Here is a 17,922-nt window from a genome sequence, read left to right on the forward strand (position 1 = left end):
TCAATGAGCGTTTTCAAGGTGGCCACTGATCGGGTGACGGGGCGGCGTGGGCGTAGGGGCGCAACGGACAGGGCTCCCGCGCCGTTGAGCGAGGTGTTCGACGTCTCGACTCAGCAGCACAGGAGCCCTGTTGGTTCCGTATCCTGCCGCACTCGACCTACCCCACGCTCTGGTCGAGTGGGTCACGATGCTCATCGTCACCCGTGAAGGTGACCGGCGGTGCAAACTCCCGCCGCACCGGCGTGCGCTGGTCGCACTCGTGTACCTGCGTGGCCACGAGACCCTCGCCCGTATCTCCGAGGCCTTCGCGATATCCGTCGGCACCGCCCATGCCCACGTCACCGCCGTCACCGGTCTGCTCGCCGAGCAGGCGCCGGGCCTGCTGAAGACCATGCGCGAGCACGCCCCGGACTTCGTTCTCCTGGACAGCACACTCGCCGAGGGCGACCGCGTCGGCGACGGCAGGGCCGACTACTCGGCGAAGCACAAAAGGAACAGGGTGAACGTGCAGGTCGTCACCGACCCCTGGGGTTTTCTGCTGTCCGAGGTAGGGCGCGACAGGCGACCGGTGTGCCCGCCGGACGGCTCGCGGGAGCGAGATCGCGCGGGGCCTGCCCCGGGCTTGTCGCGCTTGCACTTCTTCCCGGCCCGGGCCTGCGCGTTCTTCGCCTTCTTCGCGCCCTCGCGGGCGCACTTCGCCTCGGTCGTGCGCGGCATGCGGAGACACGTCAGCGGACGGGAGGGATGCGCGGCGACCGCTCCGCCCGACGACCGAGACCTCCGGGCTTCCGCGGTGCCGCCCGCGCCGCGCGCGGCCCGCGCGAGGCCGGTGGGCTAGTTGCCCCCGCCCTCGTCCTGCTTCTTGCCGTCCTTCCCGTCTTTCCCGTGATTCTGGGGCGGAGCAGCGGCCGGGGCCGCGGACGGTGTGGTGGAGGGACTGGCCGAGGGGGTGTCCGCAGGCTGGGAGGGCCCGGCGTCCGGTTGCTGCGACCCGCTGCCGCCGGAGGACCAGGCAGAGCTGATCAGCACGGCGGCCACGAAGGCCGTGATCCCCGCGACGACGATGGTCAGCATCTTGTGCCGCCGCATCTGGGTGCGGATCCGCACGTGGATCGACGCGTCCGCCCGTGCCGCGGTGCGGCGCCGTCCCCGGGAGGGGGCGGGCGTGGGAGCGGTGGCGGCCGGCCACACGCTGGTCGGCGGCAGGGCGTACGTCGCGACCGCGGCGGGCGCCCGCGGTCCGGGCATCGGCGGGGTTCCCGCGCCCCAGGCCGCGCTGCCGAACCAGTCCGCCACCGCCTGGGCGCTGGGACGGTCCTCCGGCTTCTTGGCGAGCATCTGGAGGAGGTACTCCTCAAACGCGCCCGGCAGTTGGGGGCACCTCACCGATGGGGGCGAGGGCGGGACGTCGACGTGCAGATGCAGCACGCCCGCCGCGGTGTCCGCCTGGAAGGGGGGCTCGCCCACCAGCAGGTGGTAGAGGACGCAGCCGAGGGCGTACACGTCGGATTCGGGCCCGGCGGGCCGGCCGAGCGCGCGCTCCGGAGCGAGGTAGAGGCTGGTGCCCACGATCTGGCCCGCGCTGGTGAGCGCCGCGGACGCGTCGTCGACGAAACGGGCGATGCCGAAGTCGCCGATCTTCACCGTGCCGTGGCCGTCCTGCATCAGGTTGCCCGGCTTGATGTCGCGGTGGACGACTCCCTGGCGGTGGGCCGCCGCCAGGCCCGCGGCGGCCTGGGCGGCGACGTCGGCCACGCGCTGCGGGCTGAACCTGCCCTCCGCCGCCAGGCTCTGGGCCAGGCTGACGCCCTCCACCAGTTCCATCACCAGGTAGAAGCGGTTGTCCCAGGAGCCGAAGTCGAAGACGGTCACGACATGCGGGTGGTGCAGGCGCGCCGCGGTCTGAGCTTCCAGACGGAAACGCGCGGCCGCCTGCTCGACGGAATCACCGCCCAGCAGCAGCTTCACCGCCACCTGCCTGCCGAGCACGTCGTCCGAGGCGCGCCAGACCTCGCCCATGCCGCCGCGGCCGATCGCCGTCTCCAACCGGTACCGCTCCGCCACCAGCACTCTCGCGTACCGTCCTCGATGTTCGATCGGTCAACTCGACGACCGCAGGCCAGGATCCCCGGATGTCGTCATCCGGCGCACGGGTACTGACGCGGTGGACCTCAGCGTACAGACCGGCGCCGGGCGGCAGTCCGGTCGGCAGCCCGCGACCCGGACGCAGCAGGCCCAGCCGGCAGGCGCTGCACGCCGAGTCCGGCCGCGTCATGGCGTGGAGACGGCTGACCCCGGCTGCTTCACGGCCCCGTACCGGCACTTGCGGCGTTCCGTTGCGGTTGCGGCGCCTGTTACAGTGCGCTGTCTTGTTGGGGGGATGACCAGGGGCTGGGGGGCTTCCCGTTCTTCTCGCGCGCCGACGCGGCTGTCCTGCGCCGCGGTCGCGCCATCCACTTGCCTGTCCGGGCCGTGGGCACCTCCTCACCGACGCGGAACCGGTTGTCGCCGGCGGTCCGCTGGTCCCCGCGCGGGAGCGCGGGGCGCGCAGGGGAGGGACCCACATTGACCCGCAGCACCACCGTCCTGCGCCGCGGCCTGGTCGCCGCGCTCGCCGCCGTCGCGGCGATGACCGGCCCGCTGCCGCAACTCGCGCACGCGGATGCCGCGCCTCCCGCTCCGGGGGAGGTGACGATCCCCGCGTCGTACACACCGGCGCCGTACGGGCCGCATGTGGTGGGAGCCGCGGCCAACGGATATCTCCTCGAGGACATCGGGTACTCCGGCGGGACCAGTTCACTCCACGATGTCTGGCAACCGGCGGACGGAAGCGCCGCGTACGACTTCGGCCAGCGCGGCGCGCAGATGGGGGTGACCGGGAGCGGGGCGGGGCTGGTGTGGCGGACCGAGGACGGCGGCGGCCTCGGGGTGTACGACACCGCGACGACCGCCTGGACCACCTACGGACTTCCCGCGTCGGCTTCCGGCGCGCAGCTTCTCGGAATCGTTCCGACGTCCCAGGGTTGGTCCCTCGCCGCTCTCCAACGGGCCACGGACGACTCTGGCCAGGGGACAGGCGCGGACCTGCACCTTTACTCGACGGGTGAGGACGGTTACCTGTCCGACCGGACCGTGGCCGGTTGGCCGTCAGCCGGCGTGATCAGCTCGTTCGTGCCCTCGGCGTCGGTTCCTGGCGAACTGCTGCTCCAGCCCGCCGGAATCGCAGGGCAGAACCCCTCGGTCCTGGTCGACACCGACACGGCCACGGTCGTCGCCACCGGGCCGCACACGAATGCGACGCCGCTGCTGAACCGCAGGACTTTCGGGTGGGGGTACCCGGACGGGACCGCCGTCCTGCGGAGCATCGACGATCCACAGGGGCCCGCACGCACGCTGTCCGCGCCGCCCGGCGCCGCCATGGCGCTCACGGACTCGGCACTCGTCGCGGGCGCTCCCCGGTCACCGGTCACGGACGGCACGACCGGCTCTCCGCTCGACTCGATCCCCCTCGACGGAACTCCGAGCAGCGTCATCCTCCAGAACGCGGGCGGGCTGCGGGCCTCGCCGGACGGCAGCGTCCTCGTCGACGTCCAGTCGGCACCCCAGACCTGGGCCACGGACCGGGTCCCGCGTGACGGTGGAGCGCCCGGGGTGCTGCAGCCGTTCACCACGGCCGTTCCACAGGACGTCGGTCTCTCGCTGGCCCGGGGTGAACTCCATCGTGCCGTGCTCCATGCCGGGGCCACCCATCTGGGTGCCGCCATCGACGGGGTGGACGTCGGGACGGCAGGGGCGCCCGACGTGGCCACGGCTCCGAGGGGGGACGCCGGCATGCCGGACGCCGCGATCCCGCGGTGCGGCGGTGCCCGCTGTCTCGATCTGGTCGACGGCGGCGGGACCGCAGGAGTCTCCTACGCCACGCAGTTGCCGGGCCACCCCGTCGTGACGTCCGTCAAGGGCCGCTGGTACGTCGATGTGGGGCAGGGCAGCGGCCATTTCGTGTCCGCCGCGGGCAACCGCGTGCTCTACGACAACACCACCACCGGCACGCAGTACCTCGTGGACCTCGCCACGCCCCAGACCCTCCAGGTTCGCCGGATCGTCGCCGCCGCGCTCTGGGGCGACACCATGTGGACGGCGACGTCCACCGCGGGCCGCCTCACCGCTGAGAACGCCGCGGACGGCAGCGGAAGCAGGACCGTCACGACCGACGCGCCCTGCGTCCCCGACGAGATCCAGGCGCTGGGGCGCTGGCTGTACTGGTCCTGCGGCACGGACGGCCCGGCCGGAGTGTGGGACAGCACCGGCGGAAGGTCCGTCCGGGTGCCGGCGGGGCACGCGTTGCTCGGTGACGGGTACGTCCTGCGGCACACCGGCGGCCAGTTGGTGGTCACCGACATCCACGCGGGCACGGCGGCGGCCGACCGCGTCGTCGCCGCGCTCCCGGCCGGCAGCGTCGACGACGACCGGAACGTGACCTGGACCGTCGACAAGTACCGAGGGTTCCTGGCCTACACCGATGCCGAGGGCACCGCGCACGTGCTGCCCTCGGGCGTACCGCAGTCGGCGATCGCGGTGCTGGCCGGCTCCGGCACGGCCTCCGCCGACGTGTCGAAGAGCGGTTGGACGCCGGTGTGGACGATCACCGGCCCGGTCGCCTCCTGGCGCGTGGACCTGCGGCGCAAGGGCGCGTCCGCCCTCGTCCGGACCTTCACCGGCGACGCGGCTCCGGCGGCGGTCAGCCCCGTGTGGGACGGCAAGGACCAGTCCGGTCACCTCGTCGTCGACGGCGACTTCACCTGGACGCTGACGTTCGCACCCGCGAACGGAGAAGGACCTCCGGCCACGGTCACCGGCCCGCTGACCGTCACGGGCCACCCCGCCCCCGCGCACGACTTCACGGGCGAGGGAACCGGCGACCTGCTGGCGCTGACCTCCACCGGCCGCCTCGACCTGCGCCCCGGCTCCGGCACGGTGCCCGGCGGGGTAGGGGCCACGTCCGCCTCGGCGGCCGGGTGGCCGTCGACCTCCCTGCTCGTGACGACCGGCGACATGACCGGCGACGGTGCCGACGACCTGCTGGTGCGCGACGCGTCCGGCCGCCTCACCCGCTACGACGGCACGGCCGGCCACGCGTTCGGGCCGTCCGGCGGCCACCACCTCATCGGTGCGGGCTGGAACATCTACAACGCCCTCATCGCTCCCGGTGACGTGACCGGCGACGGCCGCCCCGATCTTCTGGCCCGCGACAGCGGCGGTTCCCTGTACCTGTACGCCGCGACCGGCGCCGGCGTCTTCGCGCCCCGGCAGCTGATCGGCCGGGGCTGGAACGTCTACGGTCTGATCGCGGGCGGCCACGACCTGCACGGCCTGGGCGACGGCTCTCTGGTGGCCCGCGACGCGGCAGGCATCCTGTGGGAGTACCGCGCCGACGGCCGCGGCGCGTTCACCGGCCGCGTCCGCATCGGCGCCGGCTGGAACGTCTACAACGCCCTCGTGGGCGTGGGAGACATCGACGGCGACCACTTCGACGACCTGATCGCCCGTGACGCCAAGGGCGACCTCTACTTCTACTCCAGCAAGGGCGGAGGTACGTTCCGCCCCCGCGTGAAGATCGGCTGGTCCTGGCAGAGCTACAAGTCCCTGATCTGATCGGGACGTCGGAGGAGCTCGCGCCCTCGCGCCAGATGGTCGCGCGGCCGCGTCGTATCACGTCGCCGCGCTCGCGATCGCGCTGGTCAGGGCGCACGCGAGGGCGGCGGCGAGGCCGGCAGCGCACGCTACTCCGCGGCGGGGCGGCGCCGGCGGCCCAGGGCGCCGGCCGGGCTCCACCGGGCTCCACCGGGCTCAACCGTGGGCGTTCTGGGCGTGTTTGGGGAGGAGGCCGACGAGGAGGAGCGTGACGAGGTTCAGTGCCGCGGTGGTGGCGAGGACGAACTCGGCGGCGGCCAGGGAGGAATGGGGGGTGGGGTGGTGGCCGGCGCGGGTGAGGAAGACGGTGCCGAGGGCGGCGACGCCTATCGCGCCGGCGAACTGCTGGACGGCGTTGAGCAGTCCCGCTCCGGTGCCGACCTCCTCGGTGGTGGTGTCGCCGATGATGAAGTCGACGAGGGGCACGAAGACCAGGCCGGAGCCGAAGCCGGTGAGCAGCAGCGCGGGCGCGAGGTTCCAGACGGTGACGGCGGTGCCCCAGTGGGCGAGCGACCACCAGACGGCGAGCAGGCCGAGGACCGCGAGGGACAGGCCGAGGTGGAGGGTCGCGCGGCCGAGCCGCTCGGCGAGGACGGCGCCGGCCAGCAGGACCGCGACGGCGGTGCCCAGCGCCCAGGGGATCAGGGTCAGGCCGGTGCGCAGCGGCGTCCAGTGCATGCCCTGCTGCAGCAGCAGGTTGACGACCAGCACGAACGCGCTGAGTGACGCGTAGAACCCGGCGACGATCACCAGGCCGACGACGAAGCTGCGCTTGCGGAACAGCGTGGGCGTGATGACCGGGTGCGGGCTGCGCCGCTGGGACACGACGAAGAGGCCGAGCAGGACGACCGCGGCGGCCGTCATCAGGTACGTCCAGGCCGGCCAGCCGGCGTCGCGCCCCTGGATGAGCGGCACGATGAGCAGGGCGGAGGCGGCGGTGAGCAGGCCGACGCCGGTGAGGTCGAGGCGCGCCGCCGGGTCCTCGCCGCCGCGGTGGGGCAGCACGCGCCGGCCGAGGAGGCCGGCGAGGACGCCGAACGGGACGTTGATCAGGAAGATCGAGCGCCACTGGCTGCCGAACAGGTCGAGGTGGAGCAGCCAGCCGGCCAGGATGGGCCCGGCGACCATGGTCAGGCCCATCAGCGGGCCGACCGGCGCGAGCGCCTTCCGCAGGTGCTGCGGCGGGAACACGATCTTCACCAGGGCCAGGCCCTGCGGGATCATCACCGATCCGCACAGTCCCTGCAGCGTGCGTGCGACGATCAGGACGGCGACGCCGGGGGCGAGGCCGCAGGCCAGCGAGGCCAGGGTGAAGCCGGTCATGCCGAGCAGGAAGAGCCGGCGGCGGCCGAGCAGGTCCCCGAGCCGGCCCGAGGTGACCAGGCCGAGGGCGAACGCCGCGGTGTAGGCGCTGAGCACCCACTGCACGGTCACCTGGCCGCCGCCGAGGTCGGCGTGGATGGACGGGCCCGCGAGGGTGGCGACGCTGGAGTCGATCAGATCCATCAGGTCGGCCAGGACCACGACGGCCAGGACGAGCCACGCGGTGCGCATCGGGAGCGTGGTGCTGGGGGGCGCTTCGGGCGAGCGCTGGTCAAGGGACACGAACACTGTTCTACGACAGAACAGTGTTCGTCGCAAGCCGAACGGCGTTCTCCGAGGTGCGGAACACTGTTCGCCGGTTCGGTAGACTGCCCGTATGTCACCGACCCCGCAGGAACGGCGCGCAGCGCGGCACCAGCTCGGCGGCGCCTCCACCGGCGCGCCCGCGGCCCGGCGCGGACCGTCCGGCGGGAACAAGAAGCCGATCACGGTCGACGCGATCATCGGCACCGCGTTCGGCATCGTCGAGAACGAGGGGTACGAGGCGCTGACCATGCGGCGCGTGGCCGCCGCGCTGGACACCGGCCCGTCGTCCCTCTACGCCCACGTGGTCAACAAGGAGGACCTGGACGAGCTGCTCATCGGACGGCTCTGCGCCGGCATCGAGCTGCCCGAGCCCGACCCCACGAGCTGGCGGCAGCAGATCGCCGGTGTCTGCGCGCAGTTGCGCGACCAGTACCTCCGCTACCCCGGCATCTCGCAGGCGGCCATCGCCGCCGCTCCCTCCAACCTCGACACGCTGCGCGTCAGCGAGGGCATGCTCGCCCTCCTGCTCGCCGGCGGCGTCGACCCGCAGGCCGCGGCCTGGGCGACGGACGCCCTGACCCTCTACGTCAACGCGTACAGCCTCGAGGTCTCGCTGGTGAACCGGCGGCTCGACCGCACCGACGGCGGCTGGGTGGTCAGCCGCGACGAGCTGATGCGCCGCTTCGCGGCCCTGCCGGACACCTATCCCCACACCAAGCGCTACGCCGCCGAACTCACCGCCGGCACCGTCCACGACCGCTTCGACTTCACGATCGGCCTGATGGTCGACGGCCTCCCGGGCGCGCGTTGACCCTCGGGGCTGCCGGCCGGGGGGACGGCGCGGCAGCGGGAGGGGGGTGAACGACGAGGCCCAGGCCACCCCCGTGGGCCTGGGCCGGTCGTTTCCCTGGTCGCGAAGTGGTCCTCACCACTCGCCGGCCTCCGCCTGAGCGAGCCCGGCGGGCGTGGCGCGACCGAGCCGGTCCTCCGGTCGTCAGGCCGCCGGTCCGCCTCTCCGTCCAGAATGCCGAGCGGGACGGCACCGGACCTTGTCAATGCGCGCAGGGCAGCTGACCATTCGCGCACGTGTCGTGCGGCAGGTTGCGGTAGTCCCGCGGGGAGATTCCGTAGGTGGCGCGGAACAGGCGGCTGAAGTGGGCCGGGTTGCCGAAGCCCCAGCGTTCCGCGACGGCCTGGACCGGCTTCGCGCCCAGCACCGGGTTGGCCAGGTCGCGGCGGCATCGCTCCAGCCGTCGGTGACGTATCCAGGCCGCCGGGGACGTGCCGTCCTCGGCGAGCAACTGCTGCAGGGAGCGCAGGGAGATGTGGTGGGCGTCCGCGATCGTCCGGGGGGTCATGGCCGGGTCGGCGAGATGCTGCTCGACGAACGCCTTGACCTGCAGGGCCAGCGTGTTCTGGCGGGCTTCCGGGCTCAGCGAGGACTCGGCGTCCAGATGCTGGGCGATCACGGACGACATCAGGTCGAGGGTGACCTGGGCGAGGGTGGCGGTGTCGGCGGGGGTGAACTCGTCGGCGTGCGTGCTGAGATCGGTCAGCCAGCGGGTGAGCAGCCCGCCCATGCCGCTGCGCCCTCGGATCGGCACGGCGAGCAACTGCCGTAACTGCTTCTCCGGTAACGGCAGGAACTGACGGTGGCACAGAACGGTCACGTGCGACCAACGGCCCGCTTCCGCATGGATGTCGGCCTGGTAGGGCCTGCTGGTGTCCGTCAGTGTGAGGTCGCCGCCGCGCAGCCAGTTGTCGCTGCCGCCGAGGGAGACGGTTCCCTCGCTGCCCAGGACGTAGTTGACCTGGAACATCTCCGGATCGGACTGGCGTACCTGCTTCGCCGTCCGGGTGATCTCCAGATGGGGGTGGGACATGAAGGACACCTGGACCTTGCCCAGGTCGAAGCCGCGAATCCGGGCACGGAAGTCGTGCTGATCCGTGCTGCGCAGATGCGTCCGCATGTCGTGCAACCGTCCGACGGATTCCGCCCAGAGGGCGAACCGTTCCGGAGGCTCCACCACCTCCGTGCTGAACTCGGTCACCAGCATGCCCACCACGGTAACCGATTTCCTCCCGCGACCCGGGCGCCTCCTCGCCGTTGGGCCGCGTGCGGCGTCGCCGCGGGGCGACGAGTGGGACAACCGCCCCCGGCGGAGGGCCCGTCACACCTCCCGTCACACCTCCCGTCACACCTTGGACACAGTCGACGGCGGGCCCGCGCCACGCCGGGGCGCGCCTGGGAGCATGCGCGCATGGCGAACAACGGGGGAGGGGACGGGCGGCCCGTCGACGAGGCCGCGCGGACCGCGACGAGTTACGTGCTCAGGCCGCCGGAGGAGCGGCCCGCGGAGCAGCCCGGCGGGCAGCCGGCGACGGCCGTGAGCGACGTTCCGGAACCGGACGGGCAGCCGACCGCGCGGCCGGCCGGGTCCCCAACGGGGGGCGGGCGGCTGGTCGGTGGGCGGTACCGGCTCGTCGAGCGGCTCGGCTTCGGCGGGATGGGCACGGTGTGGCGGGCGCACGACGAGGTCGTGGACCGCGACGTCGCCGTCAAGGAGCCGCGCGTCCCCGAGCACATGACGGGCGCGCAGCGCGAGACGGCGTACCTGCGGATGCAGCGCGAGGCGCGGGCCGCGGCGAAGATCGACCACCCGTCGGTGGTGACCGTCCACGACGTCGTCATCGAGGACGAACGTCCGTGGATCGTCATGGAGTTGGTGCGCGGGCGGTCGCTGGCCGAGGTGCTGGCCGAGGGGACGCTGCCGCCGCGCGAGGCCGCCCGGATCGGGCTGGCCGTGCTCGGCGCGCTGTCCGCCGCCCACGAGGCCGGGGTGCTGCACCGCGACGTGAAGCCGGCGAACATCCTGCTCGGCCGCCACGACCGCGTGGTGCTCACGGACTTCGGCATCGCGCAGGTCGAGGGTGAGGAACCGCTCACGGAGACGGGCGCGTTCATCGGGTCGCCGGAGTACATCGCGCCCGAGCGGGTCCTCGGCCACCGGCCCGGCCCGGAGTCCGACCTGTGGTCGCTCGGCATCGTCCTGTACCAGGCGGTGGAGGGCGTCTCGCCGTTCCGCCGGCAGGCCACCCCGTCGACGTTCCAGGCGGTGCTGCTCGCGGACCTGCCCGCGCCGCGGGAGGCGGGCCCGCTCGCCGCCACCATCCTGGGCGTGCTGCGCAAGGAGCCGGCGGTCCGCACGACCGCGGCCCGGCTCGCCGACGAGCTGCGGACCGTCCTCGACCCGCCGCGCGTGCCGCGCCAGCAGGGCGGGGGAGCCGGAGAAGCCGCTGAAGCGGCCGGAGCCGCCGGAACCGCGGCCGCCGGGCCGTCCGCCGGCGCCCGCGCGCTCCGGACCCTGCGCCGCAGCCGCCGCGCCCAGGTGCTCACCGGGGCGGTGGCCGCGGTCGCCGTCGCGGCGGTGGTCCTCGCGCTCGTCCCGCCCTTCGGCAGCGGTCTGCCCAAGGGCTGGAAGACCTACCAGGAGGCGGGAGTCGACGCGACCGTCGCCGTGCCCGGCGACTACGTCCGCAGCATCGCCGACAAGAAGGTCACCTACACCGCCCCCCACAAGGTCTTCGTCGTCACCCTCACCAAGACGCAGGGTGAGAAGGGCAGCGCGGAGGGCGTCGCGAACGCGAACCTCGACTGGTACCGGAAGGGCGGCCAGATCAACTACTCCGACACCGCCCAGGACGCCGACGGCCGGGTCACCGAGGCCACGCAGCAGGACCGCCCCGCCGCCCGCCTCGACGTCCACTACACCGACCTCACCGACGACGCCCACCCCGCCATGCGCGAGGCCGAGATGGACGTCGTCAGCGGCAAGGGCGACGCCTACACCCTCGACGTCGTGATGCCGGCGGCCGCCGCCCAGTCCGCCCAGGGCCAGCGCATCTTCGACCAGATCCGCGCGCACCTGACCCTCCACAGCCTGTGAACACGCCGATGACGTCGCCACACCAGCCCGCACGGCCCGCACCAGGTCCCGTCACCGCGGGGGCCGGGTGACCGCGGGATGACGGGGAACCTGCGCGGGGCGGTCGCCGCGGTCGTCGCCCAGGCGGGCGGAGAGCCCGTCGACGCGGCGGACGCGGCCGTCGCCGGCGAGCCCGTCGACCTGGTGGGCCGGTCGCGGTGGCCCCAGCTGCGGCTCGCCGAGCGGGGCGCGGACCACGGCGTACTGGCGCGGCTCGCGGAGGGTGGCGAGACCAGGCGCATCCGCAGGACCGCGGCCGAGCGGCTGCGGGGGCTGCGGGCCGGCGGTCCCGGCTGACGCCCGCCTCCGCAAGGCCGTTCCGGGCGGGGCGAGGGACGATGGAGGGGTGGGTGACCGCGACGCGATCGCAGTGGACGGGCTGACCAGGACGTTCGGCCGGCTCACGGCACTGGACGACGTCAGCTTCCACGTGCCGCCGCAGAGCATCTTCGGGCTGCTGGGGCCGAACGGGGCGGGGAAGTCGACGGCGATCCGGGTGCTGACGACGATCCTGACGCCCACCGGCGGGCGCGCCGAGGTGCTCGGGTACGACGTGGTGCGACAGGCCGCCACCGTGCGTGGCCTGATCGGCCTGGCCGGGCAGTACGCGGCCGTCGACCCCAACCTCACGGGCCGCGAGAACCTGCGGCTCATCGGCCGGCTCACGCACCTGCCGCGGTCCCGGATCCGGCCCCGGGCGGGCGAGCTGCTGGAGCGCTTCGACCTGGTGGACGCCGCCGACCGGCCGGTGCGCACGTACTCCGGCGGGATGCGCCGCCGGCTGGACATCGCGGCGGCCCTCGTCCCGGCGCCGCCGGTGCTGCTGCTCGACGAGCCGACGACCGGACTGGACCCGCAGAGCCGCAACGCGCTGTGGGCGATGATCCGCGAACTGGTGGGGGAGGGCACGACCGTGCTGCTCACCACGCAGTACCTGGAGGAGGCCGACAAGCTGGCCGACCGGGTCGTGGTGATCGACCACGGCCGGGTCATCGTCGACGACACCCCGGCGACGCTCAAGTCCCGCCTCGGCAACACCGTCATCGAGCTGGACATGGCCGAGGCGCGGCGCGCGTCGCGGGCGGCCGCGCTCATCGGCGACGGCTTCGCCGACCGGCCGGACGTCGACGGGCCCCGGCTGACCCTCGCCTCGCGCGACGGTTCGCGGCCGCTGCTGGACATGCTGCACCTGCTGGAGGGCAACGACCTGGTGCCGCGCACCGTCGCCGTCCGCGAGTCCAGCCTCGACGACGTCTTCCTGGCGCTGACCGGCCACCACGCCGAGGCGGACGGCGCCGGGCCCGGAAACGCCGGCCATGACGGCCCGGATGGCGGGGCCGGAGAGGGGAGCAGCCCATGACCGCGGCCACCGCCACGCACGCCGGGACCCGGACCGCCGGCTCCGCCCGGCATCTGCTGTGGGCCCTCCAGGACGGCATGGCCGTGGCCTGGCGCAACATGATCGGGCTGCTGCGGGTGCCCCGGCTGCTGGTGTTCTCGTTCATCCAGCCGCTCGTGTTCGTGCTGATGTTCCGGTACGTGTTCGGCGGCGTGGTGGAGCCGGCCCTGCACGGGGTCTCGTACGTCGACTTCCTGGTCCCCGGGATCTTCGTGCAGACGGCCGTGTTCGGCTCGATGAACACCGCGATCGGGCTGGCCACCGACATGCAGACCGGGCTGATGGAGCGGTTCCGCTCCCTGCCCATGGCCAGATCCGCGGTGCTGGTCGGCCGCACCACCGCGGACCTGGCGCGCAACGTGGTCGTCGTGGCGCTGATGACGGCCGTCGGCTTCGCGATCGGCTTCCGCATCCACGCGGGCGTGCCCGCCTTCCTCGGCGGCGTCCTGCTGGTGCTGGCGTTCGGCTTCGCGATGTCGTGGATCTTCGCGGTGGTGGGCATGGCGGTGGGCGACCCGGAGACCGCGCAGGCCGCGGCGTTCCCGGTGCTGGCGCCGCTGGTGTTCGCCTCGGCGGCGTTCATCCCGGTCAACACGATGCCCGGCTGGCTGCAGGCGTTCGCCTACCACCAGCCGGTGTCGAAGACCGCCGAGGCCGTACGCGCGCTGGTCCTCGGCGGTCCGACGCAGACCGCGGTGTGGGAGGCCCTGGCCTGGGACGCGGGCATCGTGGCGGTCTTCGCGCCGCTCGGCGTGTGGCTCTACCGCCGGGCGGTCTGAGGGACGACGGGCCGCGCCGCGCGTCAGGGCAGCGGGGTGGGGTGCGCGAGGTAGCTCTGGGTGCGGGTCACCCAGTAGCCGAAGTCGCCCGGCCCGGTCTGGTTGGTGCCGACCATCTCCGGCACGCCGTAGGTGCCGGAGCCGGTGCCCGCGCCGAACAGCACCGCCACGACCCCGGCGGCCGCCGCATCCGGGAGGTGCGAGCCCCAGGTGACCGTGGAACCGCTCACCGACACCTTCGGGTCGGCACCCGGGTTCGCGCCGTAGAACGCCAGGTTGTTGCCGCCTGAGGTGAACGTGTCGCCGTAGAGGTAGGGGGCGGCGGAGTCCTCGTCCTGCTCGGTGGTCACGTCGTCCAGGTCGGGGAACGTCCCGGAGGCGTTCCAGTACGTGGGGCTGGGCGTGTGCGTGGAGTTGAGGTGGCCCGCGGCGATCTGCCAGAGCACCGCGGGCAGGCCGACGGACTGCCGGATCGTCTGCACGTACAGCAGGTAGTTGCTCCAGTGCGCGGCGTTGAGGTAGCGGATGTCGCCGGCCGGGTTAGGGTCGCGCAGGATGCCGAAGTCCTGGCCCCACTGGTCGAAGGCGACGAAGTCCGCGTCGTAGCCGATGTCCGCGCTCTTCACGAAGTCGGCCACCTGCGTGGCGACTTGGGTGACGGACTGGCGGCCCGCGGCCCAGCCCTGGGAGTCGGTGTCCTTCAACGCGTCCCGCACGCCCCAGGTGTTGACCTGCCAGCCGACGAACGCCGAGGGGTCGTACTTCTTGATGGTGTACGTGATCGCCTCGGTCAGGCCGCGCAGGTTGCTCCCGAACGCCGGGTCGGTGCCGGTGGCCAGCACGCCGGAGGAGTACGCGGCACCGGTCGCCGCGGGCATCGCGGCCGCGTTGCCGCCGTAGCCCGCCGCGTAGTTCTGCTGGAGGTAGCCGAGCATGTCCGGCTCGACGACCCAGCCGACGGGCTGCCCGGGGGCCGCCGTGTTCGCCGCCTGCGCCGCGGACTTGAGGGCGGTGAAGTAGGTGGTGAGCCAGCCGGAGTTCTGCATGTTGGTGAAGTCGACGCTCGTGCCGTCGACGTTGCCGTTCATGCCGTAGTCGACCATGACCGGCGTCATGCCCAGCTGCCGGGCGTGGCCGACCATCGTGGTGGTCGTGGCCGCCCAGTTCCCGAAGTCGCCGCCGATCAGGTACTCGTAGCCGTAGTTCGGCACCGGGCCGTGCGTGGCGAGTGTGCGGAAGTAGGCGTCGACGGTGCTGCCGGGGGTGTAGACGGTGCCGATCGACAGGTACGACGGGTGCCAGGCGGGCGCCGGCCCGCCGCCGCCCGCGGCCTGCGTGGTGGCCGTCACCGACGACGAACGGGACGACTCACCCGCGCTGTTGGTGGCGCTGACGGAGAACGAGTACGCCGTGGCGGCGGTCAGCCCGCCGACGGTCGCGGTGGTCGCGGCGGTCGTGGCGACCGCCGTGGCCCCCTGGTAGACGGTGTAGCCGGTGGCTCCGGCCGACGCGGTCCAGGACAGCGACGCGGAACTGCTGGTCGTGCCGGTCACCGCCAGGCCGGAGGGCACCGGCGGCGGGGCCGGGGCGGTGCCGCCGGGCCCGGTCAGGGAGACGTCGTCGGCGTGGTACGCGCCCTGGGCGTACCAGCCGTGCAGGTAGATCGTCACGGACGTGGTGGCCGCGCCGGTGGTGAAGCTCGTCGACAGCTGCTGCCAGCCGGTCGCCGACGGCGTCCACGTGGAGGAGTAGCCGTCCGCGCCGAGGTACACGTACGCGCCCTGCACCCAGGCGGACAGCGTGTACGCGCTGCCCGGCAGCACCGCGACCGTCTGGCTGCACTGCGCGGTGTCGGAGGCCCCGACGGCCCCGGTCAGCGCGTAACTCCCGCTGCGCACGGGCGAGGTGACGGCGCTGCCCGTCGAGCCGCACGACCAGCCGGACAGAGTGCCGCTCTCGAAGCCGGAGTTGACCACCAGGTTGGGGCTGTCGGCGCTCGCGGCGCCCGTCAGGTGCAGCCAGCCGATCAGTACCAGGACGACCGCGGCGACCGCGGTCCGGGATCTGCGGGCCATGTGCTCCTCCTCGTCGGACGCGATGACACGTGGGGGGACGTGCGGGGAACGCGGGCGGAGCACGGGCGGGGGTGCGGGCGGGGGCGCGGGAGCCGCGCCTCCACTCAGCAGGATGGTCTGGACCTTTAGTGTCGTCAACCCCGCGTGCCGACCGGGCCGTTGCGGCCCACGGGTGAGATTTCCGGCGGATCACCGGCATGCACCGTGTTCCGCTGGACTCCGCCCGCCCGGGTCCGCACGCTGCCCGGTACAGGGCGAGGAGGCGGCAGGTGACGACAGAGCAGGTCCTCGTCGGGGTGGGCCTGACCGTGGTGCTGGCCGTCGGCTCGCAGGTGCTCGCCGCATGCATGCGGCTGCCCGCGCTCATCGTGCTGCTGCCGGTCGGCTTCACCGCCGGCGCGCTGGTCGACGAGCTGAACCCCCAGCGGATCCTGGGCCCGGCGTTCTCCCCCCTGGTGTCGCTCGCCGTCGCGGTGATCCTCTACGACGCGGGCCTCGGCCTGGACCTGTCCCGCCTCGCCGGGCACGTCCGCCGGGTCGTCGTCCGGCTGATCTGGATGGGTGTGCTGATCACCGGGGCCGCCGGCGCCCTGGCGGCGAAGCCGCTGCTGGGCATGGACTGGCGGGCCGCGCTGATGCTCGGCACCATCCTCGTGGTGTCCGGGCCCACCGTCGTCGGCCCGCTGCTCGGCTTCGTCCGGCCCACCGCCAAACTCCAGGAGATCCTCGTCTGGGAGGGCTCCCTGATCGACCCGGTCGGCGGCATCCTCGGCGCCGTCGTCTTCCACTTCGTCGTGTCCGACACCCACCGCCACTTCGGCAGCGGCGTCGCGCTGTTCTCCGGCAGCGTCGGCGTCGGACTGCTCGGCGGCGCGGCCGGCGTCGCCGTGCTGTGGCTGCTGCTCCGCCTGCTCGACCTCGGCGAGGTGCTCGGCACCACCGCGCAACTCGCCGTCGTCATCGGCGTCTCCGCCGGCTGCGACGCGTTCCGCGACGACACCGGGCTGATCGCCGCGGTCGTCATGGGCCTCGCCGTCGCCAACAGCCGCGGCTTCGACGACGTCTCCGTGCGCCGGCCGTTCTTCGAGACCCTCGTCAGCCTGATCCTCGGCCTGCTCTTCATCTCCATCTCCGCGAGCGTCACGCCCGCGTCCATGCAGCACGTCGCGTTGCCCGCGCTCGCCCTGGCCGGCGTCCTCGTGCTCGCCGTCCGCCCGCTGGCCGCCTGGGTCTCGTCCCTCGGCACCGATCTGACCCGCGGTGAGCGGGCGTTCGTCGGCTGGATGGCGCCGCGCGGCATCGTCGCCGCGGCCACCGCCTCCACCTTCTCCGCGGAACTCGACGCCAAGGGCATCGGGGGCGCGGCGAAGATCCTGCCCGCCACCTTCATCGTCATCGTCGCGACCGTCACCCTCTACGGGCTCACCGCGGGCCCCGTCGCCCGCCGGCTCCAGGTCGTCCGCTCCTCGCGCTCCCGCCCCCTGCTCGTCGGCGGCGAGCCCTGGGTCGCCGACCTCGCCCGCGCGCTGGCCTCCGCCGGGCTCGACGTCCTCGTCTGGGCCGGCACCGAGGAGGAGCGGGACGCCCTGCACCGCGCCGGAATCGCCCTGGCCCCCGGCGAGTTGCTGGCCGCGGCGACCGGCGAGGGCGCGGAACTCTCCGGCATCACCGACGTGTTCCTGCTGACCGCGCAGGACGACTTCAACGCGCTGGCCGCGGCGATCCTCGGCGGTGGTGAGGCCGCGGTCCACCGGGTGGGGGCGGGGCGCGACACCATCGGCGTGGTCGCGCCGTTCCTCGGCGGCGGCGTCCTCTTCCGTCCCGGGCTCAGCCGCGGTGTGCTCGCACACCGCCACGACGCGGGCGCGCGCGTCGTCGCCCACCCCGTCACCGGACGGCCCCCCGCGGTCCCTCCCGGGTGGGACGTCCTCTTCGTCGTCCGCCCCGACGGCACGCTCCTCCCCGCCACCCCCTCCACCCCGCCGGCCCCTTCCCCCGGCGACGTGGCGATCCTCTTCGGTCCCTGAGTGCGGGGTGCTCCCGGGGCTTGCTCGGCCTACGGGGTGCCCCCGGGGCTTGTTCCGGCGTGTGCCGCGCCGTCGTGGCTTGTCGCGCCAACGGGGTGCCCCCGGGGCTTGTTCCGGCGTGTGCCGCGCCGTCGTGGTTGCTCGCGTTGGGGGCACCTCCCGGCCGAAGGCTGGGGGACCCCGCGCCCCTGCGGCTTCCGGGCTGCCCCCTGGGCGCCGTGCCCGTCTGCCGGCCGGTGGTCGGTTGCTCGCGCAGTTCCTCGCGCCCCTGGCGGTGCAGGTTCGTGGGTGGGGTCAGGGGCCACTCCGGGAGTGTCTCCTCGAACTGTGCGTGCA

General features: G+C 73.5%; 11 protein-coding genes and 1 pseudogene. 8 read left to right on the plus strand and 4 right to left on the minus strand.

Going from position 1 to position 17,922, the window contains the following annotated elements; genetic code table 11:
• Positions 1-130: 130 nt before the first annotated feature.
• Positions 131-541: pseudogene (locus BMW99_RS37450) on the plus strand (helix-turn-helix domain-containing protein); the annotation flags it as partial.
• Between the two features lie 293 nt (positions 542-834).
• On the opposite strand, the gene BMW99_RS37455 reads toward BMW99_RS37450, so the two are convergent.
• Positions 835-2,070: a serine/threonine-protein kinase gene (locus tag BMW99_RS37455; RefSeq protein ID WP_075018351.1), complete on the minus strand. Its 1,236-nt coding sequence runs from the start codon at positions 2,068-2,070 to the stop codon at positions 835-837.
• Between the two features lie 495 nt (positions 2,071-2,565).
• On the opposite strand from BMW99_RS37455, the gene BMW99_RS37460 reads away from it, so the two are divergent.
• Entirely contained in the window at positions 2,566-5,652 is a 3,087-nt protein-coding gene (locus BMW99_RS37460) for an FG-GAP-like repeat-containing protein (protein ID WP_069461982.1), read from the plus strand.
• A gap of 195 nt (positions 5,653-5,847) precedes the next feature.
• On the opposite strand, the gene BMW99_RS37465 is transcribed toward BMW99_RS37460, so the two are convergent.
• A complete protein-coding gene (locus BMW99_RS37465; RefSeq protein WP_245791786.1) occupies positions 5,848-7,296 on the minus strand; it encodes an MFS transporter in 1,449 nt (482 codons plus the stop codon).
• A 94-nt stretch (positions 7,297-7,390) separates the two neighbouring features.
• Between BMW99_RS37465 and BMW99_RS37470 the strand changes: the two genes are divergently transcribed.
• Positions 7,391-8,131 carry a TetR/AcrR family transcriptional regulator gene (locus BMW99_RS37470; protein WP_069464176.1) on the plus strand — a complete coding sequence of 247 codons (741 nt, stop codon included), beginning with the start codon at positions 7,391-7,393 and terminating at the stop codon, positions 8,129-8,131.
• 241 nt (positions 8,132-8,372) lie between these two features.
• Here BMW99_RS37470 and BMW99_RS37475 read toward each other — a convergent pair whose 3' ends face one another.
• A complete protein-coding gene (locus BMW99_RS37475) occupies positions 8,373-9,377 on the minus strand; it encodes a helix-turn-helix domain-containing protein (RefSeq protein ID WP_069464180.1) in 1,005 nt (334 codons plus the stop codon).
• Between the two features lie 204 nt (positions 9,378-9,581).
• On the opposite strand from BMW99_RS37475, the gene BMW99_RS37480 reads away from it, so the two are divergent.
• The 4 genes from BMW99_RS37480 to BMW99_RS37495 all read left to right on the plus strand — a co-directional run bounded on the left by BMW99_RS37480 (position 9,582) and on the right by BMW99_RS37495 (position 13,484).
• Positions 9,582-11,267: a serine/threonine-protein kinase gene (locus tag BMW99_RS37480; protein ID WP_079138518.1), complete on the plus strand. Its 1,686-nt coding sequence runs from the start codon at positions 9,582-9,584 to the stop codon at positions 11,265-11,267.
• Positions 11,268-11,345: 78 nt separating this feature from the next.
• The gene (locus BMW99_RS37485; RefSeq protein ID WP_069464177.1) at positions 11,346-11,603 is read left to right on the plus strand and encodes a hypothetical protein; all 258 of its coding nucleotides are present in this window, start codon (positions 11,346-11,348) and stop codon (positions 11,601-11,603) included.
• 49 nt (positions 11,604-11,652) lie between these two features.
• Positions 11,653-12,666 (plus strand): ATP-binding cassette domain-containing protein, encoded by a 1,014-nt coding sequence (locus BMW99_RS37490; protein ID WP_069464178.1) that lies wholly within the window; start codon positions 11,653-11,655, stop codon positions 12,664-12,666.
• Positions 12,663-13,484 (plus strand): ABC transporter permease, encoded by an 822-nt coding sequence (locus BMW99_RS37495; protein WP_075018352.1) that lies wholly within the window; start codon positions 12,663-12,665, stop codon positions 13,482-13,484. Before BMW99_RS37490 ends, BMW99_RS37495 begins: the two co-directional genes overlap by 4 nt.
• Before the next feature lie 23 nt (positions 13,485-13,507).
• Here the strand turns inward: BMW99_RS37495 and BMW99_RS41045 are convergent, their stop codons facing one another.
• Positions 13,508-15,559, minus strand: coding sequence for a carbohydrate binding domain-containing protein (locus BMW99_RS41045; RefSeq protein ID WP_075018353.1), 2,052 nt, complete (start codon positions 15,557-15,559; stop codon positions 13,508-13,510).
• 269 nt (positions 15,560-15,828) lie between these two features.
• On the opposite strand from BMW99_RS41045, the gene BMW99_RS37505 reads away from it, so the two are divergent.
• Positions 15,829-17,586 carry a cation:proton antiporter gene (locus BMW99_RS37505; protein WP_075018354.1) on the plus strand — a complete coding sequence of 586 codons (1,758 nt, stop codon included), beginning with the start codon at positions 15,829-15,831 and terminating at the stop codon, positions 17,584-17,586.
• The last annotated feature ends 336 nt before the right edge of the window (positions 17,587-17,922 follow it).

It is taken from the genome of Actinacidiphila rubida, assembly GCF_900110255.1.
Classification (GTDB): domain Bacteria; phylum Actinomycetota; class Actinomycetes; order Streptomycetales; family Streptomycetaceae; genus Actinacidiphila; species Actinacidiphila rubida.